The sequence below is a fragment of the Klebsiella sp. GB_Kp047 genome (genome assembly GCF_040065235.1).
In the GTDB taxonomy this organism is placed as follows: Bacteria; Pseudomonadota; Gammaproteobacteria; order Enterobacterales; family Enterobacteriaceae; genus Klebsiella; species Klebsiella quasipneumoniae.
This window is the reverse complement of record NZ_JBEAJG010000038.1, coordinates 55,152-73,593: the sequence shown is the minus strand read 5'-3', so window position 1 is coordinate 73,593 and position 18,442 is coordinate 55,152. Positions and strand designations below refer to the sequence as shown.

Annotated in this window: 19 protein-coding genes; 5 read left to right on the top strand and 14 right to left on the bottom strand. The window is 57.5% G+C overall.

The annotated features are described in order from the left end of the window. The first annotated feature begins 174 nt into the window (after positions 1–174). The gene (gene rfaH, locus ABLV76_RS17345; RefSeq protein ID WP_004886742.1) at positions 175–663 is read left to right on the top strand and encodes a transcription/translation regulatory transformer protein RfaH; all 489 of its coding nucleotides are present in this window, start codon (positions 175–177) and stop codon (positions 661–663) included. Here rfaH and tatD read toward each other — a convergent pair. From tatD to udp, 9 genes are all read right to left on the bottom strand, one after another. Next, a complete protein-coding gene (gene tatD, locus ABLV76_RS17340) occupies positions 660–1,451 on the bottom strand; it encodes a 3'-5' ssDNA/RNA exonuclease TatD (RefSeq protein ID WP_017899385.1) in 792 nt (263 codons plus the stop codon). The two genes, rfaH and tatD, sit on opposite strands and share 4 nt — an antisense overlap. 43 nt (positions 1,452–1,494) lie before the next feature. Further along, entirely contained in the window at positions 1,495–2,274 is a 780-nt protein-coding gene (gene tatC / locus ABLV76_RS17335) for a Sec-independent protein translocase subunit TatC (RefSeq protein WP_004886745.1), read from the bottom strand. Between the two features lie 2 nt (positions 2,275–2,276). Continuing rightward, positions 2,277–2,801: a Sec-independent protein translocase protein TatB gene (gene tatB, locus ABLV76_RS17330; protein ID WP_064188025.1), complete on the bottom strand. Its 525-nt coding sequence runs from the start codon at positions 2,799–2,801 to the stop codon at positions 2,277–2,279. A gap of 3 nt (positions 2,802–2,804) precedes the next feature. Beyond that, entirely contained in the window at positions 2,805–3,056 is a 252-nt protein-coding gene (gene tatA, locus ABLV76_RS17325; RefSeq protein ID WP_002883425.1) for a Sec-independent protein translocase subunit TatA, read from the bottom strand. Positions 3,057–3,185: 129 nt separating this feature from the next. Next, a complete protein-coding gene (ubiB, locus tag ABLV76_RS17320; protein ID WP_004886748.1) occupies positions 3,186–4,826 on the bottom strand; it encodes a ubiquinone biosynthesis regulatory protein kinase UbiB in 1,641 nt (546 codons plus the stop codon). After that, positions 4,823–5,428 (bottom strand): SCP2 domain-containing protein, encoded by a 606-nt coding sequence (locus ABLV76_RS17315; RefSeq protein WP_004886750.1) that lies wholly within the window; start codon positions 5,426–5,428, stop codon positions 4,823–4,825. The genes ubiB and ABLV76_RS17315 overlap by 4 nt, the downstream gene beginning before the upstream one ends. Positions 5,429–5,441: 13 nt before the next feature. Continuing rightward, positions 5,442–6,197 (bottom strand): bifunctional demethylmenaquinone methyltransferase/2-methoxy-6-polyprenyl-1,4-benzoquinol methylase UbiE, encoded by a 756-nt coding sequence (ubiE, locus tag ABLV76_RS17310; protein WP_004886751.1) that lies wholly within the window; start codon positions 6,195–6,197, stop codon positions 5,442–5,444. A 70-nt stretch (positions 6,198–6,267) separates the two neighbouring features. Next, positions 6,268–7,716: a DNA recombination protein RmuC gene (gene rmuC / locus ABLV76_RS17305; RefSeq protein WP_004886754.1), complete on the bottom strand. Its 1,449-nt coding sequence runs from the start codon at positions 7,714–7,716 to the stop codon at positions 6,268–6,270. Between the two features lie 133 nt (positions 7,717–7,849). Beyond that, positions 7,850–8,611, bottom strand: a complete 762-nt coding sequence (gene udp / locus ABLV76_RS17300) for a uridine phosphorylase (RefSeq protein ID WP_002883419.1) — start codon at positions 8,609–8,611, stop codon at positions 7,850–7,852. Between the two features lie 272 nt (positions 8,612–8,883). Between udp and ABLV76_RS17295 the strand changes: the two genes are divergently transcribed. Continuing rightward, positions 8,884–9,696, top strand: a complete 813-nt coding sequence (locus ABLV76_RS17295) for a dienelactone hydrolase family protein (RefSeq protein ID WP_004886756.1) — start codon at positions 8,884–8,886, stop codon at positions 9,694–9,696. Between the two features lie 58 nt (positions 9,697–9,754). On the opposite strand, the gene metE is transcribed toward ABLV76_RS17295, so the two are convergent. Continuing rightward, a complete protein-coding gene (gene metE, locus ABLV76_RS17290) occupies positions 9,755–12,019 on the bottom strand; it encodes a 5-methyltetrahydropteroyltriglutamate--homocysteine S-methyltransferase (RefSeq protein ID WP_017899389.1) in 2,265 nt (754 codons plus the stop codon). A 247-nt stretch (positions 12,020–12,266) separates the two neighbouring features. Between metE and metR the strand changes: the two genes are divergently transcribed. Then, positions 12,267–13,220, top strand: a complete 954-nt coding sequence (gene metR, locus ABLV76_RS17285; protein ID WP_017899391.1) for an HTH-type transcriptional regulator MetR — start codon at positions 12,267–12,269, stop codon at positions 13,218–13,220. Here the strand turns inward: metR and ABLV76_RS17280 are convergent. From ABLV76_RS17280 to pldB, 3 genes are all read right to left on the bottom strand, one after another. Further along, on the bottom strand, positions 13,108–14,007 hold the full coding sequence (locus ABLV76_RS17280; RefSeq protein ID WP_002883414.1) for a carboxylate/amino acid/amine transporter: 900 nt from the start codon (positions 14,005–14,007) through the stop codon (positions 13,108–13,110). The two genes, metR and ABLV76_RS17280, sit on opposite strands and share 113 nt — an antisense overlap. 88 nt (positions 14,008–14,095) lie before the next feature. Then, positions 14,096–14,896, bottom strand: coding sequence for a sugar/pyridoxal phosphate phosphatase YigL (gene yigL / locus ABLV76_RS17275; protein ID WP_017899394.1), 801 nt, complete (start codon positions 14,894–14,896; stop codon positions 14,096–14,098). Positions 14,897–14,940: 44 nt separating this feature from the next. Then, positions 14,941–15,933, bottom strand: a complete 993-nt coding sequence (gene pldB / locus ABLV76_RS17270; protein ID WP_004886768.1) for a lysophospholipase L2 — start codon at positions 15,931–15,933, stop codon at positions 14,941–14,943. 109 nt (positions 15,934–16,042) lie between these two features. Here pldB and rhtB point away from each other — a divergent pair, with 109 nt between their 5' ends. Next, a complete protein-coding gene (rhtB, locus tag ABLV76_RS17265) occupies positions 16,043–16,663 on the top strand; it encodes a homoserine/homoserine lactone efflux protein (RefSeq protein ID WP_002883411.1) in 621 nt (206 codons plus the stop codon). Between the two features lie 162 nt (positions 16,664–16,825). After that, positions 16,826–17,758, top strand: coding sequence for an Rpn family recombination-promoting nuclease/putative transposase (locus ABLV76_RS17260; protein WP_004886770.1), 933 nt, complete (start codon positions 16,826–16,828; stop codon positions 17,756–17,758). A gap of 44 nt (positions 17,759–17,802) precedes the next feature. Here ABLV76_RS17260 and rhtC read toward each other — a convergent pair whose 3' ends face one another. Further along, positions 17,803–18,423: a threonine export protein RhtC gene (gene rhtC, locus ABLV76_RS17255; protein ID WP_004886772.1), complete on the bottom strand. Its 621-nt coding sequence runs from the start codon at positions 18,421–18,423 to the stop codon at positions 17,803–17,805. Positions 18,424–18,442 lie beyond the last annotated feature (19 nt).

Here is an 18,442-nt window from a genome sequence, read left to right as displayed (position 1 = left end):
GTGTTATTGACCTCTCTACAGGCGGCTAATTATACGGTGTTCAACGGCGAGATGCTGTAATTTTGTTAAATTAGCGTGAAAGAACGCTGAAATTTGGATTTCAATTATAATGGCTTTCGCGATTACACCAGCCATTTGTTATGCTTGCCGTTATTAGAAGTGGAATGAGTCATTATGCAAGCCTGGTACTTACTGTATTGCAAACGTGGGCAGCTACAACGAGCCCAGGAACATCTGGAACGTCAGTCAGTTAACTGCCTGATGCCGACGATTGCGCTGGAAAAAATCATTCGCGGTAAACGCACCATGGTCAGCGAACCGCTGTTCCCGAACTACCTGTTTATTGAGTTCGATCCAGAGGTGATTCATACCACCACCATCAGCGCCACCCGCGGGGTTAACAACTTCGTGCGCTTTGGCGCCCTACCCGCTATCGTCCCCTCGGCGGTCATCCACCAGCTCTCTATCTACAAACCGGAAGGCATTACCGACCCGGAAACGCCGCATGAGGGCGATAGCGTACTGATCACCGACGGCGCGTTCGAAGGCTTACAGGCTATCTTTACCGAGCCGGACGGTGAAGCACGCTCTATGTTGCTGTTAAACCTGCTGAATAAGCAAGTCCTGCAGAGCGTTAAAAACACCGATTTCCAGAAAATCTAAGCGCCGTTAACGTCGACGCCAAACAGCGCCCTGACGTTGGCGTCCGTTTGCGCCTCCAGCCACTGCGCTTCCTCGCCGCGCCAGGCCGCGACGCTGGCCAGGATATGCGGCAAATACGCGGGCTCGTTACGACGCGAGGCGGGTTTCGGCTTGAGGTCGCGCGGCAGCAGATAGGGCGCGTCAGTTTCCAGCAGCAGACGTTCCGCCGGGATCGCCGGCAATAGCGCTCGCAGCTCGAGCCCTCGCCGCTCATCGCATACCCAACCGGTAATACCGATAAACAGCCCCAGATCCAGACATTCCTGCACCTCGCTGCGGCTGCCGGTAAAGCAGTGCAGCACCGCGCCCGGGATCTTCCCGAGCCAGGGTTTAAGCAGCGCCAGAAACCGGTCGTGGGCGTCGCGGCAGTGTAAAAACACCGGCATCGACAGCTCGGCGGCCAGCGCCAGCTGGGCACTAAACGCCTCCTCCTGCTCCTGGGGCGTGGAAAAATTACGATTAAAATCCAGACCGCACTCCCCTATCGCCACCACCTGCGGCTCGCGGGCGAGGGCATAAATCGCCTCGGCGACCGCTGGCGTCCAGCTGCTGCCGTCATGGGGATGAACCCCCGCCGTGGACCAGCAGCCGGCGTAATGACTCGCCATTCTCTGCGCCTGCTGGCTCTCCGGTAAATTTGTGCCGGTCAGCAGCATGCCGTGAACCCCTGCCGCCCGGGCGCGCGCCACCACCTCATCATGGTCGCGGGCAAACTGTGAACTGGTCAGATTAACGCCGATATCAAACATGATCGCTCCATATGACAACCGCCCTGACGGGCGGTTGGCGGTATTACTCTTCTCTGTGCTCAGCGGCTTCAGCTTCGGCCGCGGCATCGTCATCACGCGTCAGGCGCTTCCCGGTGTAGAAGCGGGCGAAGAACACCCCGACTTCAAACAGGCAGTACATCGGAATAGCCAGCAGCGTCTGCGAGAACACGTCCGGCGGCGTCAGCAGCATCCCCACCACGAAGGCGCCCACCAGCACATACGGCCGTTTTTTGCGCAGCTCTTCCGGCGTGGTGACGCCCATCCAGCAGAGCAGCACAATAGCGACCGGCACCTCAAAAGAGACCCCGAACGCCATAAACAGCGCCATCACGAAGTCGAGATAGCTGCGGATATCGGTCGAGACCAGCACCCCCTCCGGGGCAGCATGGGTCAGGAAGCCGAACGCCAGCGGAAACACGACAAAATACGCGAAAGCCATGCCGATATAGAACAGCAGAGTGCTGGAGACCAGTAAGGGCACCACCAGCCGGCGCTCATGCTTATACAGCGCCGGCGCGACGAAGGCCCATACCTGATACAGAATAATCGGCACCGACAGGATCACCGACACCATGAAGGTCAGCTTTATCGGCGTAAAGAAAGGTGAAGCGACATCGGTGGCGATCATCGTCGCGCCTACCGGCATCTTGCTGATAAGCGGGGCCGAGACCAGCTGATAGATATCATTGGCGAAATAGACCAGCGCCAGGAAGATCACCAGGATAGCAATGATGCTGTTGAGCAGACGCTTGCGCAGCTCAATCAGATGCGAAATTAGCGGTTGTGTATCGTCTACGCCCATGTTTACGGTTTATCACTCGATGCGGGGGAAGAATGGGGGGCAGCCGCCGTAGCGGTTGTTTTCTCTGCCGGTGAAGCGGGTTGCTCGTCGGCCACGGGATCCGGCGCATGAACCGGAGCGCTGGCCTGATGTTCTGCCGTCGCCGGCGTGACGTCCTGCCGCTGCGCTTCGCTGCCTTTCACCACCGGATTATGGATGGTATTCGCTTCGTCACTGGCCTTTTCCGGGTCGTGGGCGCTATAGGAGCGCTTCATCGACTCCGCGGCCTCACGCAGCTCATCCATGGAGGCTTTCAGCTCCGGCGTCAGGTTATTCAGGCTGGCCTTTTCCACCTTCTTGAGGCTCTCCTGGAACTCCTGCAGTTTTAGCTCCTGAGCCAGCTCATTCTGTACCGTGGTCGCCAGCGACCGTAGCGTACGGATCCAGCCAACCACCGTTTTAACCGCGACGGGAAGCCGCTGTGGCCCCAGAACGATGAGGCCAATCACAAACACCAGCAGTAGTTCACTAAAACCAATATCGAACACGAGTTACACCTGCTCTTTGTCGTGGCGTTTTGTCTCGTCTTTTTTTGCATCATCCTGTTTATCGGCGATAGTTTTCGCCGTGAAATCTGCGTCTGGCGCCGACTTTTCAGGTTTATCATCATCACTCATGGCTTTTTTAAAGCCTTTGATGGATGCCCCTAAGTCTGACCCCAGTGAGCTCAGCTTCTTCGTCCCGAAAAGCAGAACTACGATGACGACAACAATTAATAACTGCCAAATACTGATACCACCCATACACGTTCCCCTATGACAGATGATGAATTATGTGGACGCATTATACACGCCATCCTGCCAGCCGCCTCGCCGTCAGGCCACCGGCATGATTTTGCGCAAATAAGCCTGCGTCATGAAGAGGCGAACCGATCAGCGGGTTTTTCGCCAGCCAATCAGCCAGGTCACGATACCGCCGGCCATCAGCCAGCCGGGCATCATTCCCCACTCAGGGCGATGGATAAAAAGCAGCGTACCACTGAGCAATAAAACCGCGCCTATACCAAACAGATAACGGGATTGGCCCTGGCGCACATGACGCACATGCATATCCCGCACGATAGTATCGACGCTGGTCTGCAGCTGTTTGCTCTGCTGCAGGCTCTGATACACCAGCTCAGGTATTTCAGGCATTCTTTCGATCCAGAACGGCGCTTTGTCTTTAAACGCGCGCACCAGCGCCGGAATACCGACCTGATCTTTGATCCACGACTCAAGGAAAGGCTTCGCCGTTTTCCACAAGTCTAACTGAGGATAGAGCTGCCGGCCTACCCCTTCTACGTAAAGTAATGTCTTCTGTAGCAAAACAAGCTGCGGCTGGACTTCCATATTGAAGCGCCGCGCGGTGTTGAACAGATTTAGCAGCACGTGGCCGAAGGAGATCTCCGCCAGCGGCTTCTCAAAGATGGGCTCGCAGACCGTGCGGATCGCGAACTCAAACTCTTCAACATTGGTGTCCGGCGGAACCCAACCGGAGTCGACGTGCAGCTCGGCAACCTTACGATAATCGCGGTTGAAAAAGGCGATAAAGTTTTCCGCCAGATAGCGCTTATCTTCTTTGTTCAGCGAGCCGACAATGCCGCAGTCGATGCCAATATACTGCGGATCTTCCGGGTGCTCGTAGCTGACGAAGATGTTGCCAGGGTGCATATCGGCATGGAAAAAGCTGTCGCGGAACACCTGGGTGAAGAAGACCTGCACACCCCGCTCCGCCAGCAGTTGCATATTGGTTCCCTGAGCCTCGAGCGCCTCCACGTCGGACACCGGAATGCCGTAGATGCGCTCCATCACCATCATGCTTTCGCTGCAGTAATCGGGGTACACTTCCGGCACATACAGCATCGGGCTGTCTTCGAAATTACGCCGCAACTGAATGGCGTTGGCGGATTCCCGCAGCAGGTTCAGCTCGTCCAGCAGCGTTTTTTCATACTCACGAACCACCTCCTGCGGGCGCAGACGTCGGCCGTCAGGCAGCAGTCGCGGCACCCAGCGCGCCAGGCGGTAGATGAGCTTCATGTCCGCTTTAATGATCGGCAAGATATCCGGACGGATAACCTTGATCACCACCTCTTTGCCGTTCTCTTTCAGACGCGCGGTATGCACCTGGGCGATAGACGCCGAGGCTAACGGCTCAACGGAGAAATCATCAAACCAGGCCTCCACCGGCAGGCCACCCATCGCTTTTTCTATCTGCTGCTGCGCAAGCTTCCCTTCAAAGGGCGCCACGCGGTCCTGCAACAGCGCCAGCTGATCGGCAATATGCGGCGGAAAGAGATCCCGCCGCGTGGAAAGCATCTGGCCGAATTTAATCCACACCGGCCCCAGCTCCTGGAGCGCCAGCCGCAGACGGGCGCCAAGAGGTTGATCCTGATGGCGGTTTGGCATCCAGAAGAGCATCCGCCGCCAGATACGCAGCGGCAGCGTGATCCGCATTTTGGGGATAAGCTCATCGAGCCCGTAGCTCAAAAAGGTGTGGATGATGAAATACAGGCGCCGTAATTCTCCTGGCGTCATTTGCCCTCCAGCGTTTCCAGCCGTTTTTCCAGTGCGGCCAGCGCGCGTTCAATAGCCGTCGTCTCTTCAGCAAACCAGGCCAGCTCCAGCGGCCCCGGTGCCAGGCGCCACTCTTCAGTGATCGCTTCAGCGACATAACGCTGCTGGCGCTGCGCGCCCTTCAGTAAAAACTGAGCGCCGCCGCGGAGGACTTTACCGACGCCTTCGGCCACGATGTCACCGGTATAAGGCGCCAGCAGCTCAGCGGGATCGAACTCTGCCAGATCGCACAGGGTGACCATGTTCTGCACCACCTGCAGATCGCCCTGCACTTCCAGCTCGCCGCTACGGATAAGCGCCGTCAGTTGTTGACGGTTGCGTAGTTTTGGCAGCACGCTGAGCCGGGTAATCACGGTGCAGTCAGCCTCTCCGTCCCAGGCGCTCAGAACATCAACCTGGCGTTCACTGAACACCAGCACCACGGGCGTAGCGAAATCCTGCAGCTGTACCCGCAATACCTTGCCCAGCAGGCGCTGGCGGGCGGGTTTTAGCGCTTTGTCGCGCCAGAGGAAAGTATTTAGCGCCGTTTCAATGCCAGCGGTCACCAGGGGTGTGAAAGGCATAGCGTCCCTCCTGTCAGAACTTGTAACCGCGATGCAAAGCAACGATACCCGCCGTCAGGTTGTAGTAGTCCACGCTTTCGAAGCCTGCATCCTGCATCATCCCTTTCAGGGTTTCCTGGTCCGGATGCATACGAATAGATTCCGCCAGGTAGCGATAGCTGTCGCCATCTTTTGCCACCAGCTCGCCCACTTTCGGCAGGATATGGAAGGAGTAAGCGTCGTAGGCTTTGCTCAGCGGTTCGATAATGGGTTTAGAAAACTCCAGCACCAGCAGACGTCCACCCGGCTTCAGCACGCGGTACATCGAGCGCAGCGCTTTCTCTTTGTCGGTCACGTTACGCAGACCGAAAGAGATGGTGATGCAGTCAAAGGTATTATCAGCAAACGGCAGGGCTTCCGCGTTGGCCTGAACATACTCAACGTTACCCACGATGCCGATATTGCGCAGCTTTTCGCGGCCCATTTTGAGCATTGAATCATTGATATCAGCAAGCATAACGCGGCCGGTTTCCCCTACCAGACGGGAAAACTTAGCCGTCAAATCACCGGTCCCCCCCGCCAGATCCAGCACGGTCTGCCCGCGACGTACGCCGCTGCAGTCGATGGTGAAACGCTTCCACAAACGATGGATACCAAACGACATCAAGTCATTCATCACATCATACTTTGCGGCGACAGAATGGAATACATGCGCCACCATGTCTGCTTTCTGCTCTTTAGCGACCGTCTGAAAGCCAAAGTGCGTCGTTTCTTGTGAATCCTCAACCATCTTTATGCCTGCTTGCTTTTCAAGAAAATGTTCACTGAGTGTATCAGACTCAGCGCATTTCCCATACGTTTCAGCGTGGCGGAGCCGCCTCCCGGCTACGCACCGGCTCGGCAGAGTCGGGTGAAAATGCCTCATTTTCCGGCAGGTTATCCTCCTCTTCGAGACGATATTGATCGTCCTGAGCAATGGCTTGTTCGACTAAATCAGGATTAATCCCGCGCTTGACCTCCACGCCCAACCCGCGAAAAGCCTCCGCCTGGGCCAGAAGATTACCGCGCCCGGAAGCGAGCTTTTTCATCGCCTGGCGATAGTTCTCTTGCGCTTTATCCAGACTCTGGCCGATAGCGGACATATCGTCCACAAACAGGCGCATTTTGTCGTAAAGGCGCCCCGCCCGCTCGGCGATCTTCTGCGCGTTGCGGCTTTGGTGCTCATAACGCCACAGATTGGCGATGGTGCGCAGGGCCACCAGCAGCGTCGTCGGGCTAACCAGCATAATATTATTTTGCAGCGCCTCGCTGATGAGCTCGGGCTGACGGTCGATGGCCAGCAGGAATGCCGGCTCGACGGGAATAAACATCAGCACATAGTCGAGGGAGCGCAGGCCTGGCAGTTGCTGATAATCCTTGCGCCCCAGCAGGCGAATATGATTTCGCACCGAAGCAAGGTGCTCCTGCAGCGCGACTTCGCGGGTGTAGTCGTCCTCGGCGTTGAAATAACGCTCATAGGCGACCAGGGTCATTTTGGCGTCGATAACCACGTCTTTACCCTGCGGGAGGCGCACGATGACGTCCGGCTGCATCCGCGAGCGGTTGTCGGTCTCGATGCTGACCTGGGTTTGGTACTCATAGCCTTCCCGCAGGCCGGAGGCCTCCAGCACGCGGGTGAGAACCACTTCCCCCCAATTGCCCTGGGTTTTGTTATCGCCCTTCAGCGCTTTGGTCAGGTTCAGCGCCTCCTGCGCCATCTGCGCGTTCAGCTGCTGCAGGTTGCGGATCTCATGCGCCAGGGTGTGCCTTTCTCGCGCCTCCTGACCGAAGCTCTCCTGCACCTGCCGGCGGAACCCGTCCAGTTGTTCCCGCAGCGGTGTCAGCAGGCCATGCAGGCTCTGGCGATTTTGCTCATCGACGCGTCGGTTGCTGTGTTCGAAAATGCGGTTGGCGAGGTTTTCAAACTGCTCGCTCAGGCGCTGCTCGCTGTTCACCATCTGGCGGATCTTATCTTCCGCATGCAGCTGGGTGGATTCGAGCCGGGTGGTAACCTCACGCAGATCGGCCTCCAGCGAGGTATTGATATCCCGCAGGCTGCGCAGCTCGTTGTTCAGCAGCTCGCACTCTTCACGCCAGTGGGCTTCCTGTACCAGTTGCTGACGGGCAGCGCTCAGCTCAATATCCAGCTCTCGCCGCTCCTCGATAAGATCGGCCCGAATTTGATCGGCGCGCGCTTTGGTCGCCAGCCAGCCGACGATTAACCCGGCAGCCAGTGCGATAACCGCGCTGATAATAATGGAGAGATCCACGACGCCCCCTGCGATAACCTGATGACACAAAATAGAATTGTGCTGTACAAACGTCCAGTTTAAAAGGAATTTCCTGCGAGAGGCGACGCAAAAAAAAGGCCGGGGGATCCGGCCTGAAGGGAAAGCGGTTTAATTACAGCAGACGGCGCGCCGCTTCGACGACGATTTTCACCGCGTGGCTTTCGGTTTGCTTCATGGTTTCGGCGTTAGGGATCTCTTGCTGGGTACGGTTAACGATAACCCCAGCCACCATCCCGGCACGCAGGCCCTGGCTGGCGCACATGGTCAGCAGCGTAGCGGATTCCATTTCATAGTTCATCACGCCCATCGCCTGCCACTCTTCCATAGAGCCTTTGAAGCGGCTCACCACGCGACCGGAGAAGGTGTCGTAACGCTCCTGGCCCGGGTAGAAGGTATCCGAAGAGGCGGTCACGCCGATATGGGTGGTGGCGCCAATGGATTTCGCCGCTTCCACCAGCGCGGTGGTGCAGGCGAAATCTGCGACGGCCGGGAATTCCATCGGCGCGAAGTGCAGGCTGGCGCCGTCCAGGCGAACGGAAGCGGTAGTCACCAGCACATCGCCAACGTTGATGTGCGGCTGAATGGCGCCGGTGGTGCCAATGCGCAGGAAGGTACGTACGCCAAGCTGCGCCAGCTCTTCCACAGCGATAGACGTAGACGGGCCGCCGATGCCGGTGGAGCAGACGATCACCGGTTTGCCGTCCAGCTCCGCGCGCCAGGAGGTAAATTCGCGGTGGGATGCCAGCTTAACCGGCTTATCCATCAGCGCGGCGATCTTTTCCACACGCTCCGGATCGCCAGGGACGATAGCCAGCGTAGCCCCTTGTAAATCGTTCTTGGTGAGGCCGAGATGAAAAACATCAGACTTGGACATAAAAAACTCCTCTGTGGGTCGAATTATCAGCAGAAGCAAAACGGTACTGTACAGAAGCCCCAGGCAACATTTTGTGATGATAGTCACCAAGAACAATAATGATTGCAGTTTTTTTTCAGTAAATAGTGATACACATCACATTAACAAGTTATATTCATCGTCACAGAACAAAAGATAGCCGCTTTCAGGCACTGTGCTTTATTACCGCCCGAACTAAAGGTAAAGGGTCTATAGTTACTGATGCGCTAATAAATAAGGGTACGGAGAATACCATGACCACCACCAAGCAACCTGGATTCGCACCTGCAGCCTCGCCGCACGCCGCAACCGCCGTTCATACGCCGGAAGAGCATATTGTCGCCGGAGAGACCTCTATTCCCTCTCAGGGGGAAAACATGCCGGCTTACCATGCCCGTCCGAAAAACGTCGATGGCCCATTGCCGATCGTCATCGTGGTACAGGAAATTTTCGGCGTGCATGAGCATATTCGCGATCTTTGTCGCCGCCTGGCGCAGGAGGGCTATCTGGCTATCGCGCCTGAGTTGTACTTCCGTCAGGGCGATCCGAATGAGTATCACGATATCCCAACCCTGTTTAAAGAGCTGGTTACCAAGGTGCCGGACGCGCAGGTGTTGGCGGATCTCGACCACGTCGCCAGCTGGGCGGCGCGTCATGGCGGCGATGCCCATCGTCTGCTGATCACCGGCTTCTGCTGGGGCGGACGCATCACCTGGCTGTATGCCGCACATAACCCGCAGCTTAAAGCGGCAGTGGCCTGGTACGGCAAGCTGGTGGGAGAAAAATCGCTGAATTCGCCAAAACATCCGGTGGATATCGCCGTCGATCTCAACGCCCCGGTGCTCGGCCTGTACGGTGCGAAAGACGCCAGCATTCCGCAGGACACCGTCGAGACGATGCGTCAGGCGCTGCGGGCGGCTAACGCCACAGCGGAAATCGTGGTCTATCCCGAAGCCGATCACGCCTTTAACGCCGACTATCGCGCCAGCTATCACGAAGAGTCAGCCAAAGACGGCTGGCAGCGAATGCTGGCCTGGTTTGCGCAGTATGGCGGAAAAAAAGGGTAATCGCCCAAAGCATGAAAAAAGGAGGCAAATGCCTCCTTTTTGATTTTTCCGGTGACGATCAAGCGGACTGGCGCAGATTCCGCGCCGCTTGCACCATATTCGCCAGCGCGGCGCGCGTCTCCGGCCAGCCGCGGGTTTTCAGGCCGCAGTCCGGGTTGACCCACAGCCGCTCCGCCGGGATACGCTGCGCGGCTTTTTCCAGCAGCGCTTCGATCCACTCCACGCTCGGTACGTTTGGCGAGTGAATATCATATACTCCCGGCCCGATCTCATTGGGATACTCGAACACTTCGAACGACTCCAGCAGTTCCATGTCGGAACGCGAGGTTTCAATGGTGATCACGTCAGCATCCAGCGCGGCGATGGAGTCCATGATGTCGTTGAACTCGCAATAGCACATGTGGGTATGGATCTGAGTATCGTCTTTGGCCACCGCAGCGTTAAGACGGAAGGCTTCCACACCCCACTGCAGATAGGCATCCCAGTCGCTGCGCTTCAGCGGTAAACCTTCGCGCAAGGCTGGCTCATCAATCTGGATGATGCCGATACCGGCCGCCTCCAGATCCGCCACTTCATCACGCAGGGCCAGCGCAATCTGTTTCGCGATGGTTTCACGGCTGACGTCTTCCCGCGGGAAGGACCAGCACAGAATCGTCACCGGTCCAGTGAGCATCCCTTTCACCGGCTTGTCGGTCAGCGACTGCGCGTACTTCGCCCATTCGACGGTGATCGCCTGCGGACGGCTGACGTCGCCGATCACCACCGGTGGCTTCACGCAGCGGGAGCCATAGCTCTGCACCCAGCCGTTTTGCGTGAAGATGAAACCGTCCAGATGTTCACCGAAGTATTCCACCATATCGTTCCGCTCGGCTTCCCCGTGCACCAGTACGTCTAATCCTAACCGCTCCTGCTCGACGATCGCCTGCTTAATATGTTCCGCAATGCCGGTACGATAATGACTGGCGTCAAGATTTCCCTTTTTGAAGTCCAGGCGCAGGCCGCGGATCTCGGTCGTCTGCGGGAATGACCCGATGGTGGTGGTCGGCCAGGCCGGCAGGTTAAAGCGTTGACGCTGTGCCTGAGCGCGAACCTCATAGGGGCTGGCGCGCTGGCTGTCCTGAGGAGTGATCGCCGCCAGCCGTTTTTCCACCGCCGGGTTGTGTACCCGAGACGAATGGCGACGAGCATGGACTGGCGCGCTCCACTCGGTAATCGCCGCCGTATCGCCGCTGTTCAGCGCATCGCGCAACAGCGCCAGCTCACCGCATTTTTGCAGAGCGAAGGCAAACCAGCTCTTCACTTCCGCATCAAGGCGCGTCTCCACGCTCAGGTCGATCGGGCTGTGCAGCAGAGAGCAGGATGAAGCGACCCACAGCTCGCGCTTACCGACGAGGTCTTTAATTTGCGCATACTTTTCGGCGAGATCGGCGCGCCAGACGTTACGCCCGTTGATCAGGCCGGCGGACAGCAGCCAGTCGGCCGGCAGACGTTTATGCAGTTCGGCGACATCATCTTTACCGTGGACCAGATCGACGTGCAGCCCCTGGACCGGTAGCGCAGCAATGGTCTCGAGATTGTCGCTAACGCCTTCAAAATAGGTGGTCAGCAGCAGTTTGACCTGGCCCTGCAGGGCGTCATAAGCCGGTTTAAAGGCCTCCAGCCACGCTGGCGGCAGCTCCAGCACCAGCGCCGGTTCATCAATCTGCACCCACGCAATGCCGCGCTTCGCCAGTTCGGCCAGCACCTGCTGATAAACCGGCAGGATGGCATTCAGCAGGCTCAGACGGTCAAACGGTTCGCCTTTCACTTTGCCCAGCCACAGATAAGTCACCGGCCCCAGCAGCACGGGCTTGATCTTGTGGCCCAGCGCCAGCGCTTCGTCCACTTCATCCAGCAGTTGGGTCCAGGTCAGTTTGAACTGCTGGCCCTGCACGAACTCCGGCACCATGTAGTGATAGTTGGTGTTGAACCACTTGGTCATTTCCGCGGCGGCCGCTGGCTCGCCGGTGGGCGCGCGGCCGCGGCCAATGCGGAACAGGGTATCGATATCGACAGAGCCGTCTTTGTTCTGATGACGAGCCGGCACGTTGCCAAGCAGCAGGCTGGTGGTCAGAACATGGTCATACCAGGCGAAATCGCCCACCGGCAGCAGGTCAATACCGGCCTGCTTCTGCTGCTCCCAGTGACGGGCGCGCAGTTCCCGGCCTACCGCCAGCAGCTCCTCGCGAGTGACATTGCCCGCCCAGTAGCTCTCTTGCGCTTTTTTCAGCTCGCGACGCAGGCCAACGCGAGGAAAACCGAGGGTGTGGTTAATAATTGTCATTTTTGTTCCTCTCTTATTTCATTGAATCTGAAGAAAAACTCTAAATAGTTCGGCTTGCAGGAAGGCGGCAACGATGCGCATCCCCAGGAGCTTACTGAAGTAAGTGACTGGGGTAAGCGAGGCAGCCAACGCATCTGCAAGTCGAAATATGACGAGTTTTAGACGTCCAGATGTTTACACATCCATAATTGGCAGTTACTGTATATTCCTCAAGCGCAAATTGCTCATGGCGAAGTGAAGGACTTTCATGATCGAAATTAAACATCTGAAAACGCTGCAAGCGTTGCGGAATAGCGGTTCACTGGCGGGCGCAGCGGCTGCCCTGCACCAGACCCAGTCCGCCTTGTCTCACCAGTTCAGCGATCTGGAACAGCGTCTTGGCTTTCGTCTCTTTGTGCGTAAGAGCCAGCCGCTGCGTTTTACCCCTCAGGGGGAGATCCTCTTACAGCTGGCCAACCAGGTGCTGCCGCAGATCGCCCGCGCCCTGCAGGACTGTAACGAACCGCAGCAGACCCGGCTGCGGCTGGCTATCGAATGCCACAGCTGTATTCAGTGGCTGACGCCGGCACTGGAGAATTTCCGCGCCCGCTGGCCACACGTGGAAGTCGACTTCCATTCCGGCGTCACCTTCGACCCGCAGCCTGCGCTGCAGCAGGGCGAACTGGATCTGGTGATGACCTCCGATATCCTGCCGCGCAGCGGTCTGCATTACTCGCCAATGTTTGATTATGAGGTGCGCCTGGTGCTGGCGCCTGAGCACCCGTTAGCCATGAAGACGCTGATTACGCCGGAGGATCTGGCCGCGGAAACGCTGCTGATTTATCCCGTACAGCGCGGACGCCTCGACATCTGGCGCCATTTCCTGCAGCCGGCCGGTATCAGCCCCCAGCTAAAAAGCGTCGATAACACGCTGTTGCTGATCCAGATGGTGGCAGCCCGGATGGGCATCGCCGCGCTGCCGCACTGGGTGGTGGAAAGTTTTGAACGCCAGGGTCTGGTGGTGACCAAAACCCTGGGAGAGGGATTATGGAGCCGGCTGTACGCGGCCGTTCGCGATGGCGAGCAGCGTCAACCGGTCACCGAAGCGTTTATTCGCTCTGCGCGGAACCACGCCTGCGATCATCTGCCGTTTGTCCGGAGTGCGGAGCGACCCAGCGTCGATGGACCCACAGCGAGGCCAGGATCACCAACGCTCCGCTAATAAAGCTCGGCCAGTGCGGCTGCTCCTGCCAGATGGCAAGGTTAACCAGCAGCCCGGCGGGGACATGGACGTTATTCATGATCCCCAGCGTGCCGGCATCCACCTGGGTGGCGCCATAGTTCCACATAAAGTAGCCCAGCCCGGAAGCCACCACGCCGAGCCACACCAGCACGCTCCACTGCAGCGTGGTGGTCGGCAGCTTCTGGGCGTTGCCGAGCATAAACCACGCCGCCACCGCCACGATAAAGGCCCCGACATAGAACCAGGCAAAGGCATTGTGCTGCGGCATCGGACGCACCTCCATCAGGCGCTTGTAACCCACCATCCCGATGGCGAAGCAGAGGTTTGACAACTGCACCAGTAACAGCCCGGTCCAGAAATGATCGCTGACTTTGTCGTAACGGATAATCGCCGCCCCCAGCACCGCCAGCGCGGCGCTCAGCAGATAGCCCCAGCGCAGTTTCCGTCCGCTGAGCAGATCGTAGATCAGCGTGATATACAACGGGGTAAACACGGTAAACAGCAGGAATTCCGAGACCGTCAGATAGAGATAAGCGCGGAAGGCCAGCAGGTACATGATGCCAAGCTGCATCGCGCCCACCAGCATATAGAGCACGATCGTGCGCGGAGACTGGCCTCGCGTGCGCAGGAAAGGCAGGAACACCAGCGCCGCCAGGCCCACGCGCATCAGTACCGAAAAATAGCTGTCGACGCTACCGGCCAGGTACTCGCCAATCAGGCTAAAAGAAAAGGCCCACAGGATAGTGGTGATAATTAACAGCGCCACAATGGTCGTCTCGTTGGATAAAGAACAGGCATTGTAGCGAAGAGTCAGGTTGACGACTGGGTAATTATTCGCCAGCCGTCAATCTTTGTCAGTCGAGGTACAGCTTACGCAGGTAGTGCGGGACCGCATCGTCGGCGTTGCTACCGATCACTTCCAGTTCCGGATGCAGATCCTTCAGCCGCTGGTGGGCGTTGGCCATAATGCAGCCTTTGCCGGCCATCGACAGCATCTCGGCGTCGTTCATGCCGTCGCCGAAAGCGATGCAATCTGACAGACTGTAGCCGAGCATTTTCGCCACTGCCTCCAGCGCATGCCCCTTCGATACCCCGCCCGCCATCACCTCCAGGCAGGTTAAGGTGGAGAAGCTGACGTTCACGCGATCGCCCCAGCGGGCGTTCATCGCCTGCTCAAGCGGCAGCAAATGTTCGTGATCCTCACAGGTAAAGAACACCTTGCTGATCCCCTGCGGATCCAGTTCGCCCGGCTCATACAGCTTGTAGTTAAACACCGCCTCTTTGAAAAAGCGCATCTCTTCCGGGCGATGGCGGTTCATATACCACTCATCTTCCCGATAGACGTTAGTGACGATTTTCGGGTCGTTACGCACGATCTCAAACAGGTCGGCGGCAATATCACGGTCAAGGTTATGGGCGAAGATTTGCTGACCATCGCTATCGTGAACGCGGGCGCCGTTAGAGGTGATCATGTACGACCGGATGCCGAGGTTATCGCGGATCTGCCCGACGTCGATGTAGTGTCGGCCGGTGGCGAAGACGAAATTGATCCCACGGGCGGTAAGCAGCTTCAGCGTCTCTTTGGCATAGGGGGTCAGGAAATGATCGGGGGAAAGCAGCGTGCCGTCTAAATCAGACGCAACAACCTGGTACATAAAAAAGTTAACCTCTAAGCAGGGCGACGAGCGTTATCGTCGGATTAAGTATGTCGATTGAAAAACTCGACGATGGCATTGAGCGCGACTGAGCGCATAGCGTCCTTTTCAAAAAGGATCTCATGGTATGCCCCTTCAATGACGAGCGGCTTTCCGCCCTCACAGGGATGGCCGGCGGCGGCCCGTAATTCACAATAGCGGTCGTGCATCAGATTATCGACCACCCGCTCCTCCTCCGCCTGCAGCAGCAGCGTCGGGGCGGTATCTTTTTCCACATTCGCCAGCACTTCGTCACCGGCCAGCATGCCTTCGCGCACCCAGTGCCAGGTCGGGCCGCCGACCTGCAGTCGCGGCTCGTCGGCATAGAAGCGCAGGTTACGACGATAGCGTTGTCGACTGTGCGTCAGCACGTTAACGGCAAAAGGCAGCGCCCGCCAGCGTCCGGTGCCGATGGCATACTCTTCGCGAATGCGCTGATGGCCCTCAGCCCAGTCGAGAATATGGCGCACCATCCAGTCCGGCAGCCGAATGATAATCCCGAACATCGGCGCGCAGAGCGCAATCGCATCGCAATGCGCCTGGTAGCGTTGCAGAAAGAGCGTGGCAATCGCCCCGCCCATAGAGTGAGCGAGGATAAACCGTTTTCGCCAGTGGCCGGGGACCACCTGCTGCTGCCAGAGCGCAGCCAGGTCATCAACATAATCGCTGAAGTTCACCACGTGCCCGCGGTGAGTATCAGAGAGCAGACGACCCGAGCGACCCTGACCGCGATGGTCGATGATCATCACGTCAAAGCCGCTGTGAAAGAGATCGTAGGCCACTTCAGCATACTTCACGTAGCTTTCAATGCGCCCAGGGCAAATCAGCACCAGTCGATCGTGATTTTGCGCGCAAAAGCGAACAAAGCGTACCGGTACATCATCGACGCCTTTAAATTCAGCCTCTTCGCGCTGTCGCCAGAAATCCGTCAGCGGCCCCATGCTAAAGGCCGCAAACGCGTTTTCTCGTGTTTCCCAGTCCTTTTTCTGCCCAAACATCGGGTTTACACCCCTGTTAACCGCTGAAAATCGTTTTTTTGCCGTGTATCACACAATGCTGACACAATAGCGTATTGTGGCATAAAAACAGACAATCAGGGAGTTTCTCATGACCATTGAGTGGTGGTTCGCCTACCTGCTGACATCAATCATTCTCAGCCTGTCCCCGGGTTCCGGAGCGATTAATACCATGACAACTTCCATTAACCACGGGTACCGCGGCGCGGCGGCGTCAATTGCCGGTTTGCAGACCGGGCTGGCCATTCATATCGTGCTGGTCGGCGTCGGTCTCGGCACCCTGTTCTCCCGCTCGGTGCTGGCCTTTGAGGTGCTGAAATGGGCCGGCGCAGCCTATCTTATCTGGCTGGGTATCCAGCAATGGCGCGCGGCAGGGGCCATCGACCTGAATACGCTGGCGAAGGCGCAGACGCGCGGCAAACTGTTCCAGCGTGCGGTGTTCGTGAATCTCACCAATCCCAAAAGCATTGTTTTTCTGGCCGCCCTGTTTCCGCAGTTTATCCTGCCCCACCAGCCCCAGGTGATGCAGTATCTCGTTCTGGGCGTCACCACCATCGTCGTCGATATCATTGTGATGATTGGCTATGCGACCCTGGCGCAGCGCATTTCAGCCTGGATTAAAGGGCCAAAGCAGATGAAGGCGCTGAATAAAGTCTTTGGTTCACTGTTTATGCTGGTTGGGGCGCTCCTCGCCTCCGCCCGTCACGCCTGAATGATGAAATCTCGCTCGCAAAGAGAGGTTCGCCTGGCGGGCGAAGCTATCTCTCTGCGCGAGCCGGCGCGCAAAGCGGGAAATTAATTTTTTTGCCCGCTGTCGACGCTGAGCCCACCGTGCCAGGATGCCGCCAGATAGGTGATTCACGGATGAACGGCGATGGCAGAAACGGCGACCCCTCATGATGCGGTATTTAAAACTTTTCTCTCACGGATAGAGACGGCGCGCGATTTCATCGAGATCCACCTGCCTCCGGCGTTAACAGCGATCTGCAAACTGGATACCCTACGTCTGGAATCCGGCAGCTTTCTTGAAGACGACCTCAGGCCCTACTACAGCGATATTCTCTACTCGCTGGAAACCACCCGCGGTAAGGGGTATGTCCATGTTCTGATCGAGCACCAGAGCGCCCCCGATAAACTGATGGCCTTTCGCTTAATGCGCTATGCCGTCGCCGCCATGCAGCGCCATCTGGAGAACGGCCATAAAACGCTGCCTCTGGTTATCCCGGTCCTCTTCTATCAGGGACGACGCAGCCCCTATCCCTGGTCTATGAGCTGGCTGGATAATTTCGCCGATCCCGAGACCGCCCGCCAGCTCTATAGCGGAGCGTTTCCGCTGGTCGATATCACGGTGATCCCCGACGACGACATTATGCAGCACCGCAGCATGGCGGCCCTGACGCTGGTGCAAAAACACATCCGTCAGCGCGATATGGCGCAATTGCTGGATAAGTTGACCCAACTCTTAATGCTGGAGCAGATGAGCGGACAACAAATCACCGTATTGGTAAACTATATGGCTCAGGCAGGGGATGCCGAGGATACTCGGACACTCTTATACGGGCTGGCACAGCGCGTGCCGCAGCATGGAGGATTACTGATGACGCTGGCGGAAACATGGCTCGCAGAAGGTATGGAAAAAGGCATCAGGAAAGGCGTACAGCAAGGTATAAAGGAAGGTATAAAGGAAGGCAAACATCAGGCCCTGCTGCAGGTTGCCGAAGCGATGCGCAAACGCGGTATTGATGACGAAGCGATTATGGAAATGACCGGTCTGTCTGAAGACGAGCTGCAGCGCCTTCGCCACTGACACTTTCTCCACCCGGATATAGCCGGGTGGAGCATCACGCCAGGTTAACGCGAGATAATCAGGTGGATGCCGAAGCCCGCAAACAGCGTGCCGGCGATACCGTCGATCCACTTCGCCATCCGCTGATAGCCGCGGCGCATCCCCGGCAGGGCGAACAGGCTGGCAACCACCATAAACCAGGCCAGCGTCTCCATGATAATCAGCAGAAAAATACCCCAGCGCGCGCCGGCGCCAACGCTGTCACCGACGAACAGCGAGAACACCGAGCCGAAGTAGATAATCGCTTTCGGGTTCGCCAGATTGGTCAGCAATCCCTTCAGAAAGCTGCGTCCGCTGCGAGCCAGCTCAACCTGCGGCTCTGGCGGGGATACCGCCTCTTTTTTCAACGCGCCGCGCAGCATCTGGTAGCCCATCCAGCACAGGTACAAGCCCCCGCCGACCATAATGATGTTGTGCAGCCACGCCATTCTGGCGAGGATCAGGTTCAGGCCGAGCAGCGCTACCCCCGCCCAGATCATTACGCCGCAGGTGATCCCCAGCACTCCCATCATCGCCTCTCTGCGCGAGCGGCTGATGGCCGTTTGTGAGACAAAGAAAAAATCCGGCCCCGGACTCATCAGCGCAATGATATGCACCAGCGCCACGGTAAGGAAAAGCATCAGCATAGTTAACTCGCAGGAAAAT